Raw genomic sequence first — 14,393 nt, 5'->3', positions numbered from 1 at the left:
CAGTGTAGACCGGGGATTCTGATCGATCCAACGCGATATTCTTGTCTTTCCAATCGCGGATCACGATGATTCATGGCAAGAAGCACGCATGACCCTGGAACAGCTCCGCATCTTCGTCGGCGTCGCGGAGCGCGAGCATGTGACGGCGGCGGCGCGCGCGCTCAATGTCACCCAATCCGCCGCATCCGCCGCGATCGCCGCGCTGGAGGAGCGCCACGCGATCAAGCTGTTCGATCGCGTCGGGCGCGGCATCCGGCTGACCGAGGCCGGGCGCGCCTTTCTGGAGGAGGCGCGCGGCGTGCTGGCGCGGGCGGGGGCGGCGGAATTGCTGCTCGAGGAATTCGGCGGCCTGCGGCGCGGCTCGCTGCGCGTCGTGGCGAGCCAGACGATCGCGGCCTATTGGCTGCCCGCGATCCTCGCCGCCTTCCACTATCGCTATCCGGGAATCGCGGTCAACCTCTCGATCGGCAATACCGGGCAGGCCGCCAGCCTGATCCGCGAGGGGGAGGCGGATATCGGAATCGTCGAAGGGAAGGTCGATGACGCGATGCTGGCGCACTGGCCGCTGGGCGAGGACCGGCTGGTGCTGATCGCCGCCGCCAGCGCCGAACTGCCGCCGATCGACGCGGCATGGCTGCAACGCGCGCGCTGGGTGATGCGGGAGCCGGGTTCGGGCACGCGCTCGACGCTGAACGACGGGCTGCGCACATTGGGCGTCGACCCCGACGCGCTGGATGTCGTGCTCGTCCTCCCCTCGAACGAAAGCGCGCGCACGGCGGTCGAGGCGGGCGCGGGGATCGCCGCGCTTTCCTCGCTGGTGGTGGTGCCGGCGATCAACGCGGGGCGGCTTCAGGCGCTGCCGATCGATCTCGGCCCGCGCTCCTTCTTCGGGCTGCGCCACAAGGAACGCTATCGCACCCGCGCGGCCGACGCGTTGCTGGAGCTGATCGCGGAGCTGCGCCCCTTCCCCTAGCTCAGAAGATGCCGCCGCCCAGCGCCAGCCGCACGATCGCGATCAGCAGCACGATGAGGTTGAAGTTGCGGCCCGAATCGCTTGACGAGATCATGCCGAACAGCGCGCCGACCGCCGCGATCGGCAGCGCCGCCCAGTTAAGCCAGCCGAGCAGCGGCACCACCCCCGGAATCGCGAACAGCAGCGCGACGAGGCCGATCAGGATCGAGATGATGTTGAACATGCCGCGCAACATGGGTCTCTTGTCGGTGTATTGCAAGGATAAGACGGGGCGGGCGTCAACGCTTCCGCAACCATGATCGGGCATGGCTTGCCGGTGATGATCCGCACGCCCCTCGCCCTGTCGCTCGCGATCGCCCTCGCCGCTTGCGGCGGCCCGCCGGACAATGGGGCGGGCGGGGCCGACGATCTCGGCAATATGCTCGTGGCGACGAACGAGGCGAGCGCCGCGAACGATCCGGCGCTCCGTGGCGCGCTGCGCGACCAGATCATGGTCGATCCCGCGCTGGTGCGGCAGGCCAATGCCGACACCGTCCGGCCGCCGGCCCAGCCCGCCAGCGGCGCGCTGCCGCCCGACGACATCGCCGCGCGCAAGGAACCGGCCGAGAAGGACGACCTGCGCCACGCGCCGCCGCCCGGTCCGTGCCCGCAATGCACCGCCGCCCGCCGCGCGCTGACCCTCGGCTCGCTCGCGGAAAGCCAGGGCGCGCCCGCGACCTGCGTCGCCAACGTCGCCTATTCCGCAAGTTGGGCGAACCGCCTGCCCGCCGCGACGCCGCTCTATCCCGACGCACGCGTGATCGAGGCGGCCGGCGCGGACGGCAGGGGCTGCGCGCTGCGCATCGTCAATTTCGCCAGCGCCGCGCCGCTCCAGCGGCTGCTCGACTGGTATTTCACCAAGGCGGCCGATGCCGGCATCGCCGCGCAGCACGGCATCGACGGCAGCGATCATGTCCTCGCCGGCGCCACGCGCGGCAAGGGCGCGTTCTTCATCATGCTGCGCCCGCGCAAGGGCGGCGGCACCGAGGTGGACCTGATGGCCGACGGCGCGAACTGAGCCGCCTTCCCTTCCGCCCGCGCGGCATCCGCGCTAGGGCGGCGGGATGCATGACATTCCGATCATCGTGCGCGAGATAGCGGCATGAGCGAAGCCGTCCGCCAGTTCACCGTCGCGCCCGACGACGACGGCATCCGTGTGGACCGCTGGTTCAAGCGGCACCTACCCGACACGAGCTTCACCATCGTCGCGAAATGGGCGCGGACGGGGCAGCTCCGGCTTGACGGCGCGCGGGTCGGCCCCGGCGACCGGGTCGTGGCCGGACAGGTGCTGCGCGTGCCCCCGGCCGAGCCGGCGCGCGCCGCTGCCCGCCCGGTGCGTCAGCGCCCGCCGCTGTCGGAGGACGAGATCGCCTTCGCGCGCGAGATGGTGATCCACAAGGACGATGCCGCGCTGGTGCTCAACAAGCCGCCCGGCCTCGCGACGCAGGGCGGCACCAAGACGACCGCGCATGTCGACGGCCTGCTCGACGCGTTGCAGTTCGAGGCGGAGGGGCGGCCGAAGCTGGTCCACCGGCTCGACAAGGATACGTCCGGCGCGCTGCTCGTCGCCCGCACCGCGCGCGCGGCGGCGTTCTTCTCCAAGGCCTTCTCCGGCCGATCGGCGAAGAAAGTCTATTGGGCGCTGGTGGTCGGCGTGCCCTCGATCGAGGACGGCACGATCGACCTGCCGATCGCCAAGCAGCCCGGCACCGGCGGCGAGAAGATGCACGTCGACGAGACGGAGGGTCAGCCCGCGCGCAGCCGCTACCGCGTGATCGAGCGCGCCGGCAACCACGCCGCCTGGGTGAAGTTGCAGCCCTTCACGGGCCGCACCCATCAGCTTCGCGTCCATATGGCGGCGATCGGCCACCCGATCCTCGGCGACGGCAAATATGGCGGTGCGGCCGCCTTCCTGACCGGCGGGATCAGCCGCAAGATGCACCTTCACGCGCGCCGCATCCGCGTCGATCACCCGGACGGCGGCAAGATCGACGTCACCGCCCCGCTGCCGGCGCATTTCGCGGAGAGCCTCGCGGGCCTCGGCTTCGACGCGGCGCTGGGCGACAATCTGCCGCCCGACACCACTCCCCCGCCGAGCCGCGAGGACAAGAAGGCCAAGGCGCGCGCACATGCCAAGACGGTGCGCAAGGCGCGGCGCGGTGAGCGGCGCGGGCGCGGGGCGGCGCGCGGCTGATGCACCCCGATCCGGCCTTCGCCATGTCAGCGGACGAGGCGCGCGCCTTCGCTGCGGACGTGGCGTTCGCGCATATCTTCCTCGCGGTCGCCGAACGGCCGATGGTGATCCATGCGCCGGTGACGGTGGATGCGGCGAGCACCCTCTCCTTCCACATCGCCCGGCGCAACCGCGCGATGCCGATCGCCGCCGGCACGCGCGCGATCGCCAGCTTCGGCGGCCCCGGCGCCTATGTCAGCCCGGACTGGTATGAAGGCGCCGATCAGGTGCCGACGTGGAATTATGTCGTGGCCGAGGCGGAAGGCGTTATCGAACCGTTCGACGACGAGCGGCTGATCGCGCATCTCGACGCGGCTTCACATGCGCAGGAGAGCCGGCTCGCGCCGAAACCGGAATGGACGCGCGGCAAGATGGACCCGCGCCGCTTCGACGCGATGCGCCCGGCGATCGAGGGGTTCGCGCTCCATGTCGAGCAATGGCGCGGCACGGCGAAGCTCAGCCAGAACAAACCGGCGGCCGACGTGCGCGGCGTGATCGCCGGTCTGCGCGGCGCCGGCAAGGATCATCCCGCGGACCTGGTTGAGCGCGCCAACCGCGCGCGGCTCCAGGACGGATCGACATTCAGGTCAGACGTCGGCGAAAATGGTGGTTTTCCATGACCCGGAGCGCAGCGGACTAAAGGTCCGTGAGCACCGGAAGCGCGGAGGACCGCCATTTGCAGCCCCGCATAGGCTGAATGTCGATCCGTCCTAGACCAGCGCGGTGCCGATGACGTCCAGCGCCGCCACCGCGAACAGCATCAGCGAAAGCGCGCCGGTCAGGCCGCACAGCACGTAGCCGGTATATTGCATGATCGGCGGATTGGGCCGCCGCAACCTCGCGTTGCGCGACGCGCCGGTCAGCACGAAGCTCATCAGCAAACCATAAGTGAACACTATCGGGCCGACCATTCGCCCTCGTCTCCAGTCAAACAGCCGGCGTGCCCCCCGGCCCGCTCGTTTCCGCCTTAACCATGACCCATCGAGCTTACCAAGCGGTTGACGCGACGTTCGGCGTTCGCGCGGCGCGTTTCGTCGCGACGGCTGGCGCGGCGGCGGCGGATCGGCCATAGCCGGCGCATGGCCGCACCCGATCAGGACCCGGCGAAGGTCCGCTGGTTCTACATCACGCTTTCCCGGCTCGCCGCCTCGGGCGGGGCGGTGCTGGGCGTGCTGCTGCTGGCGCGCGGCGACACCGTGGGGCGCAAGCTGCTCGGCGGTGCGATCGTGCTCTCCGCGCTGGCGATGATGGCGATCGTGCCGCGCAGCCTCGCGCGCCGCTGGCGAAGCCGGGACGAATGAAGCGCTTCTGGAAGAAGGTGGCGCTGGATGCCGATCGCGGCGTGCTGCTCGACGGCCGCCCGGTGCGCACGCCGGGCCGCGCGCCGCTCGCCCTCCCCACCGACGCGCTGGCCGAGGCGGTGGCTGACGAATGGCGCGCGGTGGGCGAGACACTCGATCCGCGCGCGATGCCGCTCACCGGCCTCGCCAATGCCGCGATCGACCGGATCACGCCCGATCCCGTCCCGTATGCTGCCGATATCGCGCGCTACGCCGAGACCGACCTCACCTGCTACCGCGCCGATGCGCCCGCCGCGCTGGTCGAGCGCCAGCGCGCGGCGTGGGATCCTTTGCTCGACTGGGCGCGGCAGCGCTACGACGTGCATCTCGAGACGACCGCCGGCGTGATGCACGTCGCCCAGCCGCGGGCGACGCTGGAGCGGCTCGCCGAAGCGGTGGCGGTGCGCGATCCTTTCACGCTCGCGGCATTGCAGGCGATCGTTTCGGCCACCGGCTCGATCGTCGGCACGCTGGCGCTGGCCGAGGGCACGGTCGATGCGGAAACCCTGTGGCGGGCCGCTCAGGTCGACGAGGACTGGCAGGCGGAACAATGGGGCGAGGACGAACTCGCGAAGCAGGCGCGCGAGGCGAAGCATGCGAGCTTCGATGCGGCGGCGCGCTTTCTTGCGGCGCTGCGGCGGGATTAGGGAGGATCATCGATTCCGAAGGGAATTTCGCGATGGGCAGATTTCCGACGATTCTCTCCGTGGCGATGATGGCGGCGGTCATCATCGGCGTGGACTTCGCCTTCCTGCGCCATCGCTTCTGGGCGCGGCTGGCGGTGAATTGCGTCGTCGTCATCGCGTTCGGCGCGATCTATCTGCTTTTCCTGCGCCGCCCCTGACGCACGCCCACAGCGATCAGGGCGCCGCGCCCTCGCTCGCCCGCCGCAGCTTGCGGATGAAGCCGATCAGCCCGGTCTGCCGCGAGCGTTTCAGCCGCTCCGCCGCCAGGATGGTGCGGACACACTCGAAACATTGCTCGATATCGTCGTTGACCAGGACGTAATCGTAACCGTCCCAGTGGCTCACCTCATTGGCCGCGCGGGCCATGCGGCGGTCGATGATCGCGATCGAATCGGTCGCGCGCTTGAGAAGCCGCTGGTGCAACTCCTCCATCGACGGCGGCAGGATGAACACGCGCACCACATCGCCGCCCGCGATCTGGTAGAGCTGCTGCGCGCCCTGCCAGTCGATGTCGAACAGCACGTCCTTGCCCGCCGCGAGCATCTCGTCGACCGGCGCCCTCGGCGTGCCGTAGCGCTCGTCGAACACATGCGCCCATTCGAGGAACTCGTGCGCCGCCGCCATCTCGCGGAAGCGATCGAGCGTGACGAAGTGATAATCCTTGCCGTCCACCTCGCCGGGCCGCATCGGCCGCGTGGTGGCGGAGACCGACATGCACAGGTCCGGCTCGGCGGCGAGCAGCTTGCGCGCGATGGTCGACTTGCCCGCGCCCGATGGCGAGGACAGCACGAAAAGCACGCCACGACGCTTAAAGCCGTGCGGGTCGGGCTGGGAGGGATCGGCCATGCGCGCTAGTGGCGCGGGCATGGGCCGCGCGTCAAGCCGGGATGGCCGACGCGGCCCCGCGTTTCAGGCCATCGCGCGAATGGCGGGAAACCTTATTCGGCGCTTGCTCCGCCGGCATCGACCCGCCGCGCCTTGCGCCGGTCATAGGCTTTCTTCGCGACATAGGCCCCGCCTAGCGCCAGCCCGAGCGGCCCCATCCGCGTCACCGCGCGCGACAGCACCGCGCCGAGCAGCGCGCCCTTGACCGCACCGCCGCCCTCGCGCCGCTCAAGCTCGCTGCCGACAAGGGCGCCGATAATGGTACGAAGCATCCAGAAACCCCTTGAAAGATCCGATCGTTAAACCGCGCGCCAGCCGGTCAGGTTCCCAGCATCGCCTCCGGCCGCACCATGCGATCGAAGGTCGCGGCATCGACCAGGCCCAACGCGATCCCCGCCTCGCGCAGCGTCAACCCTTCGGCGTGGGCGTGCTTGGCGATCTTCGCGGCATTGTCATAGCCGATCTCGGGCGCGAGCGCTGTCACCAGCATCAGCGAACGATCGAGCAGGTCGGCGATCCGACGCCCGTTCGCCTCCAGCCCCTCGACGCAGCGCTCGGCGAACGAATCCATCCCAACCGCGAGCAGGTCGATCGAGCGCAGCACCGCCGCGCCGATCACCGGCTTGAACACGTTCAGCTCCAGATGCCCCTGCGCGCCGCCGACGGTGATCGCGACGTGATTGCCCATCACCTGCGCCGCGACCATCGTCAGCATCTCGCATTGCGTGGGATTGACCTTGCCCGGCATGATCGAGCTGCCCGGCTCGTTCGCCGGCAGGTCTAGCTCGCCGATGCCGCAGCGCGGGCCGGAGCCGAGCAGGCGGATGTCGTTGGCGATCTTGGTCAGCGCCACCGCCAGCGTGTTGAGCGTGCCGGAGAGATGGACGAGCGGATCGTTCGAGCCGAGCGCCTCGAAGAAATTCTCCGCCGGAATGAACGGCTCGCCGGTGATGTCGCGCAAGGCGGCGCAGAAGTCCGCCGCAAATCCCGGCGGCGCGTTCAGCCCGGTGCCGACCGCCGTGCCGCCCTGCGCCAGCCGCATCGTGCCGTGCTCCACCGCCGGCTCGATGCGGCGGCGGCAGCGGTAGAGTTGGTTGGCATAGCCGGAGAATTCCTGCCCCAGCGTCAGCGGGGTCGCGTCCTGAAGATGCGTGCGGCCGATCTTGACCACGCCCGCCCACGCCTTCGCCCTGCCGTCCAGCGCATCGAACAGCCGGTCGAGCGCCGGAAGCAGCCGGTTGCGCACGCCGAGCGTCGCGGCGATGTGCAGCGCGGTCGGGAAGCTGTCGTTCGACGATTGGCCGCGGTTCACGTCGTCGTTGGGATGGACCGGCGACTTGCCGCCGCGCCGGCCGGTGAGGATCTCGTTGGCGCGGCCGGCGATCACCTCATTGGCGTTCATGTTCGATTGCGTGCCGCTGCCGGTCTGCCAGATCACCAGCGGGAACTGGCTGTCATGCTCGCCCGCGACCACCTCGGCGGCGGCGCGCTCGATCGCGTCGGCCTTTTCCGCCGGCAGGCCATGGCCGCGGTTCACGCGCGCGGCCGCCCGCTTCACCAGCGCGAGGGCGTGGGAAATCGCGATCGGCATCCGCTCGCGCTCATCAAAGGGGAAGTTTTCGAGGCTGCGCTGGGTCTGCGCGCCCCAATAAGCGGCGGCGGGGACTTCGATCGCGCCGATCGAGTCGGTTTCGGTACGGGTCTGGGTCATGTCGCCCCACCATAACGAGCGGCCGTCACGGGAGTAAATCCCGCGACGTCGGCTGCGGCTTCAGCCGCGCCGGCCGGCCGTTCGCGTCGCTGTGCGAACGCCGTGCAACGGATTTGCACGGCTCGTTCCGGCCTACTTCTTCCTCTTGAAATCCACCGCGACGACGTTCGATCCGTCCTCGATCGGCGTGGCGTTCGGGCCGTCGTTCTCCGCCGGATCGTGACCGCCGGGGCCGTCCTCCGGCCCTTCCTGCGCCTGGAAGCGCAGTTCGAAATTCACCGCCGGATCGTGGAAGCCGGTCACCGCGGAATAGGGAATCACCAGCTTCGACGGCACCTGGTTGAAGCTCAGGCCCACCGAAAAGCGGCGATCGTCCACCGTCAGGTCCCAGAAGCGGTTCTGGAGGACGATCGTCATCTCGTCCGGGAAGCGCTCGATCAGCCGCTTGGGGATGTCGACGCCGGGCGCCTGCGTCTTGAAGGTGATGTAGAAATGGTGCTCGCCCGGCAACGTGCCGCCATTCTCGGCGACCGAGCCGAGCACGCGGCCGACCACGGCGCGCAGGGCCTCCTGCACGATCTCATCATAGGGTATCAGGCTGTCGGGCGCGGAATCATCCATATGGCGGCTATGGGTAGCGGCGTCGCGGGCGTGGTCAAGCAAAGCTTTCCTTCCCAAATGCCGCACGCGCGCTATGGAGCGCGCCATGCGCACCGCGACGATCACCCGCGCCACCAGCGAGACGGACATCGCCGTCACCGTCAATCTCGACGGCACCGGCCTGTATGAGGTGGAAACCGGCATCGGCTTCTTCGATCACATGCTGGAGCAGCTCGCCCGCCATTCGCTGATCGACCTCCACGTCCGCACCAGGGGCGACCTGCATATCGACCAGCATCATACGGTGGAGGACACCGGCATCGCGATCGGCGAGGCGATGGCGAAGGCGCTCGGCGACAAGCGCGGCATCCGCCGCTACGGCGACGCGCTCTCCCCGATGGACGAGACGCTGACCCGCGTCGCGCTCGACATCTCCGGCCGCCCGTGGCTGGTGTGGAACACCGAGTTCAGCCAGAAGCGGCTGGGCGAGATGGATACCGAGATGTTCAAGCACTGGTTCCACTCCTTCGCGCAAGCCGCTGGAATCACGCTGCATATCGAAACGCTATACGGCGAGAACAATCATCACATCGCCGAGAGTGCGTTCAAGGGCCTCGCCCGCGCGCTGCGGCAGGCGGTGGAGATCGACCCGCGCAAGGCCGACGCCATCCCCTCCACCAAGGGGACTTTGTGATGGCGGCGGGCGGGTTCCGCGCCGAGGGGCATCTCTGCCTGATCCTGCTGGAATATGTCCGCCCGCTGGACGAGGTCGATGCGCTGATGAAGGCGCATGTCGCCTTCCTTGAGCGCGGATTCGCCGAGGGCGTGTTCCTCGTCGCCGGCCGGCGCGAGCCGCGCACCGGCGGGGTGATCCTGTGCCGCGGCATCGCCGAGGACATCGAGGCGCTGGCGCAAACCGATCCCTTCGTCACCGGCGGCGTCGCGGAGGCGGAGGTGGTGGAGTTCAAGGCCAGCTTCGCGGTCGATGCGCTCGCGAGGCTCGCCAAATGACACTCGCGCTGGTCGATATCGAATCGGGCAACCTGCGCTCGGTGGAGAATGCTCTGCGCGCGGCCGGCGCGGACGATATCGCCGTCACCGCCGATCCGGATGTCATCGCCCGCGCCGAGCGCATCGTGCTGCCCGGCGTCGGCGCTTTCGGAGCGTGCGCGGCGAACCTGCGCAAGATCGACGGTCTCGAGCAGGTGCTGGCCGAGCGCGTGCTGAAAGAGGGTGCGCCGTTCCTCGGCATCTGCGTCGGCATGCAGCTCATGGCGGATTCCGGCGAGGAGATGGGCACGCATCGCGGCCTCGGCTGGATCGCCGGCCGCGTCCGCCTGCTCACGCCGGCCGACCCGATGGCGAAGGTGCCCCATATGGGCTGGAACGACGTGATCCCTCTCGCCCCGCATCCGCTGCTGGCGGCGGGCGAGGCTTATTTCCTGCACAGCTACGCCTTCGAGGGCGAGCATGTCCTCGCCCGCACCGACCATGCCGGCCCGGTCACCGCCGCGATCGGCCGCGACAATCTGCTCGGCGTGCAATTCCATCCTGAAAAGAGCCAGCGCTACGGCCTCGCGCTGCTCGAGAAATTCCTGGTGTGGCGTCCATGAGCCTTATCGTTTTTCCCGCGATCGATCTGAAACAGGGGCAGGTCGTGCGCCTGGCCGAGGGCGATATGGATCGCGCGACCGTCTATGGCGACGATCCCGCCGCGCAGGCGATGATCTTCTCCGAGGCGGGCGCCGAGCATCTCCATGTCGTCGATCTCGACGGCGCGTTCGCCGGCCAGTCGGTGAACGGCGAGGCGGTGCGCGCGATCGTCACCCGCTTCCCCGGCCATGTCCAGCTCGGCGGCGGCATCCGCACGCCGCAAGCGGTGGAGGCATGGTTCGACATCGGCGTGGCGCGCGTGGTGATCGGCACGGCGGCGCTGGAGAATCCGCAATTCGTCCGCGACATGGCCGCCGCCTTCCCCGGTGGAATCGTCGTGGCGGTCGATGCGCGCGACGGCATGGTCGCGACCAAGGGCTGGGCCGAGGTGTCCAACGTCAGCGTCATCGACATGGCGCGCCGCTTCGAGGACGCCGGCGTCGCGGCGTTGCTGTTCACCGATGTCGGCCGCGACGGGCTACTCAAGGGCTGCAATGTCGAGGCAACGGTCGATCTCGCCCGCGCGGTCGCGATCCCGGTGATCGCCAGCGGCGGGGTGAAGGGGATCGGCGATATCCACGTCCTCGCGCTCCACGCCCGCGACGGGGTGGAGGGCGTCATCACCGGCCGCGCGCTCTATGACGGCAGGCTCGACCTCACCACCGCGCTCGCGATGGCGAAGGCGGCATGAATCCGGGCGTCGCGGCGGTGTGTGGCCTCGGCGTCACCGCTTTTTACGTGACGATCGTGCGCGATCAGATAAAGGACGGCGCAATCCCAATCCCGCTGACCGGCCCGGTCCGCCCGATCATCGTGCGCCGCGACCAGCATCCGCTGCTTTACTGGGTGTCCGTCACCGGCCAGATCGCATTGATGCTGCTCATCGTGATCGGCTCCCTCGCCGCCATCATCCGGAGTTTCATCGCATGACCGTCCGGGCGCGCGTGATCCCATGCCTCGACGTGGCGAACGGCCGCGTGGTGAAGGGCGTCAATTTCGTCGACCTGATCGACGCCGGAGACCCGGTGGAGCAGGCCCGCGCCTATGACGCCGCCGGGGCGGACGAGCTCTGCTTCCTCGACATCACCGCCAGTCATGAGGGTCGCGACACGATCCTCGACGTGGTGCGGCGCACGGCGGCGGTGTGCTTCATGCCGCTGACGGTGGGCGGCGGCGTACGCACGGCGGAAGACGCGCGCGCGCTATTGCTCGCCGGGGCGGACAAGGTGGCGGTCAATTCCGCCGCCGTCGCGCGGCCCGAAGTGGTGTCCGACATCGCCGAAAGGTTCGGCAGCCAGTGCTGTGTCGCCAGCATCGATGCACGACGCAGCGGCGGCGGCTGGGAAGTGTTCACGCACGGCGGTCGCCGCGCCACCGGGATCGACGCGGTGTCGCACGCGCTACGCCTCGCGGAACTAGGCGCGGGCGAGTTGCTCGTCACCTCGATGGACCGGGACGGCACGCGCGACGGCTATGACCTCGACCTGATCCGTGCGATCGCGGACCGGGCGAGCGTGCCCGTGGTGGCCTCCGGTGGCGTCGGCACCCTCGCGGATCTGGTCGCCGGCGTGACAGAAGGCCATGCCTCCGCCGTGCTGGCCGCCTCGATCTTCCACTTCGGTGAAGCGACGATTGCCGAAGCCCACGCCGCGCTGGCGGCGGCGGGCGTCGCGGTGCGGAGTTAGTGAACCACGAGTTTCCAGAGGCGACTTTGCGATTGACGGCGTTGCGCCCGGAAAGTCATCAAAGAGCCATCGATACAGGAGAGCAAAGTTGGACAGGCGCAACCTCCTTGCCTCCGCAGTGAGCTTCACAGTCTTTGCATCCGCTTTCCGAAGCGGTGGCAAAGCGAACGTCAGACCAAGCCTGAGCGGGTTGAGCGTAATCGTCGAAGGATTGGATCATCCCGAAGGCATCGCTGTGAGGCAGGGCGGCGCTATCATATTCTCCGACGCCCACGCCGCGGTTTCAATCAGGAAGCTTGAAGGAGAGGTCGTCAGATACGGAACCGCCGTGGCTCCTTGCGGCGTGGCCGTGGATCGCAACGGCAATGCGATCGTCGCCAATATGGGCTTGCTGTCGGGGAAGCCCGGCATTCTCCAGCGGGTTGACCTTTCAACGGGAAAGATCGACGTTCTTGCTTCATCCGTGGAAGGACGGCCATTGGTCGCCTCCAACAATCCAATTGTTGCCTCTGACGGCACGATCTACTGTTCTCATTCGACATGGGACGATGTGGCTCTGATCGGCAAGGTCCGTGCCGATGGCTTCGTCTACGCCGTGCTCCCGTCCGGCGAAGTCAGAATCGTTGCGAGAGACATCCGTGGCGCCAACGGTACCTGTCTGAATAAGGACGAGACGTATCTCTACGTATGTTCGACGGCCGAAGGGCGCATTTTCCGCTACAGGCGACGGGGGGACGGATCGCTTGGGCAAAAGGAATCATATGGACCCAAGCTTGGGAGAACCATTGACGATCAGTCCATTGAAGCCATACGCCAACTCAACAATGATGATCGTGCGCAACTCGGTTATTGCGACGGCATTATCTTTGATCGAACAGGCAATCTCTGGATAACCCTTCCGTTCGCCAATAAGATTGCCGTCCTGATGCCCGATATGAAATTGCTAATCGCTTATCATGATCCCGATGGTAGCCTCGTGAACGTACCCACCAATATGGCATGGGACCACGCCAATCCAAATGTCATGTATCTGGTTTCTCGCGGCTCAAACACGATTGTGAGGGGGCTTGTTCAAGGCGTGTGAAAACTATCGCCAGCAGATTTTCTCTGCGCTCACTTTGACATTCGTCAACATTGATCTGTGGCGAATACCGGAGCTTCAACTGCGATTATAAACATCCGTTTTGCGCTGAGTGCGGTCTGTGTGTGTGGGGGGGCACATTGATGGTTGCGGGGACAGGATTTGAACCTGTGACCTTCAGGTTATGAGCCTGACGAGCTACCGGGCTGCTCCACCCCGCGTCACCATGTGTGCGGCGTATATGGCCGCGTGTTCCCGCAAAAGCAAACGCCTCCGTGCGAGCGGAGGCGTCGTAGCGCCCTTGCGGGGCTTTGATTGTGAATGGGTTCTGTGGGTTTTCCCATGCTCACCGGCTGCAATGCCTGGCGACGACCTACTCTTCCATCGCTTAGGCGATAGTACCATCGGCGCTGTCGGGTTTCACGTCCGAGTTCGGGATGGGATCGGGTGGGACACCGACGCTATGGCCACCAGGCAATGAAGCAGGTGAGCGTTGGGAAAGGGTATAAAATCGATGCGCGCACTTTTCTGGCTTCGACTGGATCATCCACGTCATCATTTCAGCCCAGGGCTGTCATTGATGGCGGGACTCTCAAGCGCGAATAGGACAATTAGTATCGGTTAGCTCCACGCGTTACCGCGCTTCCACATCCGATCTATCAAGGTGGTGGTCTACCACCGTCCTGAGAAATCTTATCTCGAGGGAGGCTTCCCGCTTAGATGCTTTCAGCGGTTATCCCGTCCGTACATAGCTACCCTGCTGCGCCGTTGGCACGACGACAGGTACACCAGAGGTACGTTCAACCCGGTCCTCTCGTACTAGGGTCAACTCCTCTCAAATTTCGACGCCCACGGCAGATAGGGACCAAACTGTCTCGCGACGTTCTGAACCCAGCTCACGTACCACTTTAATTGGCGAACAGCCAAACCCTTGGGACCTGCTCCAGCCCCAGGATGTGATGAGCCGACATCGAGGTGCCAAACAACCCCGTCGATATGAGCTCTTGGGGGTTATCAGCCTGTTATCCCCGGCGTACCTTTTATCCGTTGAGCGATGGCCCTTCCACGAGGGACCACCGGATCACTATGACCGACTTTCGTCTCTGCTCGACTTGTCAGTCTCGCAGTCAGGCTGGCTTATGCCATTGCACTCTAACAGACGGTTTCCAACCGTCCTGAGCCAACCTTCGCGCGCCTCCGTTACTCTTTAGGAGGCGACCGCCCCAGTCAAACTACCCGCCACAGAGGGTCCCTGATCGGGCTTCACCGATCGAGGTTAGACATCAGAAAACAACAGGGTGGTATTTCACCTATGGCTCCACACCGGCTGGCGCCAATGCTTCAAAGCCTCCCACCTATGCTACACAGTTCCTTCCTAATGCCACTCTGAAGCTGCAGTAAAGGTGCACGGGGTCTTTCCGTCTAACCGCGGGTACTCCGCATCTTCACGGAGAATTCAATTTCGCTGAGCATGTCCTGGAGACAGTGGGGAAGTCGTTACGCCATT

The 14,393-nt window shown here is 66.8% G+C and carries 20 protein-coding genes, 1 tRNA gene and 2 rRNA genes (1 of these 23 only partly in view); 14 read left to right on the top strand and 9 right to left on the bottom strand.

Annotation, left to right across the window (positions count from 1 at the left end):
• Positions 1 to 88: 88 nt before the first annotated feature.
• On the top strand, positions 89 to 973 hold the full coding sequence (locus F9288_RS10880) for a LysR family transcriptional regulator (RefSeq protein WP_174836764.1): 885 nt from the start codon (positions 89 to 91) through the stop codon (positions 971 to 973).
• 1 nt (position 974) lies between these two features.
• Here F9288_RS10880 and F9288_RS10875 read toward each other — a convergent pair whose 3' ends face one another.
• On the bottom strand, positions 975 to 1,208 hold the full coding sequence (locus F9288_RS10875) for a hypothetical protein (protein ID WP_368076152.1): 234 nt from the start codon (positions 1,206 to 1,208) through the stop codon (positions 975 to 977).
• Between the two features lie 84 nt (positions 1,209 to 1,292).
• On the opposite strand from F9288_RS10875, the gene F9288_RS10870 reads away from it, so the two are divergent.
• The 3 genes from F9288_RS10870 (at position 1,293) to F9288_RS10860 (ending at position 3,865) form a co-directional block, all read left to right on the top strand.
• A complete protein-coding gene (locus F9288_RS10870) occupies positions 1,293 to 2,030 on the top strand; it encodes a hypothetical protein (RefSeq protein ID WP_174836762.1) in 738 nt (245 codons plus the stop codon).
• Between the two features lie 84 nt (positions 2,031 to 2,114).
• Positions 2,115 to 3,206, top strand: coding sequence for an RluA family pseudouridine synthase (locus F9288_RS10865; protein WP_174836760.1), 1,092 nt, complete (start codon positions 2,115 to 2,117; stop codon positions 3,204 to 3,206).
• Complete coding sequence (locus tag F9288_RS10860; protein WP_174836759.1) at positions 3,206 to 3,865, top strand: FMN-binding negative transcriptional regulator; 660 nt, start codon at positions 3,206 to 3,208, stop codon at positions 3,863 to 3,865. Before F9288_RS10865 ends, F9288_RS10860 begins: the two co-directional genes overlap by 1 nt.
• A gap of 90 nt (positions 3,866 to 3,955) precedes the next feature.
• Here F9288_RS10860 and F9288_RS10855 read toward each other — a convergent pair whose 3' ends face one another.
• On the bottom strand, positions 3,956 to 4,156 hold the full coding sequence (locus F9288_RS10855; protein WP_174836757.1) for a hypothetical protein: 201 nt from the start codon (positions 4,154 to 4,156) through the stop codon (positions 3,956 to 3,958).
• 87 nt (positions 4,157 to 4,243) lie between these two features.
• Between F9288_RS10855 and F9288_RS10850 the strand changes: the two genes are divergently transcribed.
• Genes F9288_RS10850 through F9288_RS10840 form a run of 3 tightly spaced genes read left to right on the top strand, consistent with a single transcriptional unit; the run spans position 4,244 to position 5,429 of the window.
• Positions 4,244 to 4,546, top strand: coding sequence for a hypothetical protein (locus tag F9288_RS10850; RefSeq protein WP_254620834.1), 303 nt, complete (start codon positions 4,244 to 4,246; stop codon positions 4,544 to 4,546).
• Positions 4,543 to 5,232, top strand: a complete 690-nt coding sequence (locus F9288_RS10845) for an ATP12 family chaperone protein (RefSeq protein ID WP_174836755.1) — start codon at positions 4,543 to 4,545, stop codon at positions 5,230 to 5,232. Before F9288_RS10850 ends, F9288_RS10845 begins: the two co-directional genes overlap by 4 nt.
• A gap of 32 nt (positions 5,233 to 5,264) precedes the next feature.
• Complete coding sequence (locus F9288_RS10840) at positions 5,265 to 5,429, top strand: hypothetical protein (RefSeq protein ID WP_174836753.1); 165 nt, start codon at positions 5,265 to 5,267, stop codon at positions 5,427 to 5,429.
• A 16-nt stretch (positions 5,430 to 5,445) separates the two neighbouring features.
• Here the strand turns inward: F9288_RS10840 and gmk are convergent, their stop codons facing one another.
• The 4 genes from gmk to F9288_RS10820 form a co-directional block, all read right to left on the bottom strand.
• Positions 5,446 to 6,117 (bottom strand): guanylate kinase, encoded by a 672-nt coding sequence (gmk, locus tag F9288_RS10835; RefSeq protein WP_174839028.1) that lies wholly within the window; start codon positions 6,115 to 6,117, stop codon positions 5,446 to 5,448.
• A 92-nt stretch (positions 6,118 to 6,209) separates the two neighbouring features.
• Positions 6,210 to 6,428 carry a hypothetical protein gene (locus tag F9288_RS10830; protein WP_174836752.1) on the bottom strand — a complete coding sequence of 73 codons (219 nt, stop codon included), beginning with the start codon at positions 6,426 to 6,428 and terminating at the stop codon, positions 6,210 to 6,212.
• Between the two features lie 47 nt (positions 6,429 to 6,475).
• Positions 6,476 to 7,867 (bottom strand): class II fumarate hydratase, encoded by a 1,392-nt coding sequence (gene fumC / locus F9288_RS10825; protein ID WP_174836750.1) that lies wholly within the window; start codon positions 7,865 to 7,867, stop codon positions 6,476 to 6,478.
• Positions 7,868 to 7,999: 132 nt separating this feature from the next.
• Positions 8,000 to 8,488 carry an SspB family protein gene (locus tag F9288_RS10820; RefSeq protein WP_174836749.1) on the bottom strand — a complete coding sequence of 163 codons (489 nt, stop codon included), beginning with the start codon at positions 8,486 to 8,488 and terminating at the stop codon, positions 8,000 to 8,002.
• Between the two features lie 85 nt (positions 8,489 to 8,573).
• Here F9288_RS10820 and hisB point away from each other — a divergent pair, with 85 nt between their 5' ends.
• From hisB to F9288_RS10785, 7 genes are all read left to right on the top strand, one after another.
• Positions 8,574 to 9,161 (top strand): imidazoleglycerol-phosphate dehydratase HisB, encoded by a 588-nt coding sequence (hisB, locus tag F9288_RS10815; protein ID WP_174836747.1) that lies wholly within the window; start codon positions 8,574 to 8,576, stop codon positions 9,159 to 9,161.
• The gene (locus tag F9288_RS10810) at positions 9,161 to 9,478 is read left to right on the top strand and encodes a YciI family protein (protein ID WP_174836746.1); all 318 of its coding nucleotides are present in this window, start codon (positions 9,161 to 9,163) and stop codon (positions 9,476 to 9,478) included. Before hisB ends, F9288_RS10810 begins: the two co-directional genes overlap by 1 nt.
• A complete protein-coding gene (gene hisH / locus F9288_RS10805) occupies positions 9,475 to 10,080 on the top strand; it encodes an imidazole glycerol phosphate synthase subunit HisH (RefSeq protein ID WP_174836744.1) in 606 nt (201 codons plus the stop codon). Before F9288_RS10810 ends, hisH begins: the two co-directional genes overlap by 4 nt.
• On the top strand, positions 10,077 to 10,811 hold the full coding sequence (hisA, locus tag F9288_RS10800) for a 1-(5-phosphoribosyl)-5-[(5-phosphoribosylamino)methylideneamino]imidazole-4-carboxamide isomerase (protein WP_174836742.1): 735 nt from the start codon (positions 10,077 to 10,079) through the stop codon (positions 10,809 to 10,811). Before hisH ends, hisA begins: the two co-directional genes overlap by 4 nt.
• Positions 10,808 to 11,050 carry a hypothetical protein gene (locus tag F9288_RS10795; protein WP_174836740.1) on the top strand — a complete coding sequence of 81 codons (243 nt, stop codon included), beginning with the start codon at positions 10,808 to 10,810 and terminating at the stop codon, positions 11,048 to 11,050. The genes hisA and F9288_RS10795 overlap by 4 nt, the downstream gene beginning before the upstream one ends.
• Positions 11,047 to 11,805 (top strand): imidazole glycerol phosphate synthase subunit HisF, encoded by a 759-nt coding sequence (gene hisF, locus F9288_RS10790; protein WP_174836739.1) that lies wholly within the window; start codon positions 11,047 to 11,049, stop codon positions 11,803 to 11,805. Before F9288_RS10795 ends, hisF begins: the two co-directional genes overlap by 4 nt.
• 88 nt (positions 11,806 to 11,893) lie before the next feature.
• On the top strand, positions 11,894 to 12,889 hold the full coding sequence (locus F9288_RS10785) for an SMP-30/gluconolactonase/LRE family protein (RefSeq protein ID WP_174836737.1): 996 nt from the start codon (positions 11,894 to 11,896) through the stop codon (positions 12,887 to 12,889).
• Between the two features lie 141 nt (positions 12,890 to 13,030).
• Here F9288_RS10785 and F9288_RS10780 read toward each other — a convergent pair.
• The 3 genes from F9288_RS10780 to F9288_RS10770 all read right to left on the bottom strand — a co-directional run.
• Positions 13,031 to 13,107: transfer RNA gene (locus tag F9288_RS10780), tRNA-Met, on the bottom strand.
• Positions 13,108 to 13,246: 139 nt separating this feature from the next.
• Positions 13,247 to 13,361 (bottom strand): 5S ribosomal RNA (gene rrf / locus F9288_RS10775).
• A gap of 116 nt (positions 13,362 to 13,477) precedes the next feature.
• Positions 13,478 to 14,393: ribosomal RNA gene (locus F9288_RS10770) — 23S ribosomal RNA — on the bottom strand; it runs 1,906 nt beyond the window's last position.

The organism is Sphingomonas sp. CL5.1, assembly GCF_013344685.1.
Classification (GTDB): domain Bacteria; phylum Pseudomonadota; class Alphaproteobacteria; order Sphingomonadales; family Sphingomonadaceae; genus Sphingomonas.
This window is presented reverse-complemented; position numbering and strand designations above follow the sequence as displayed.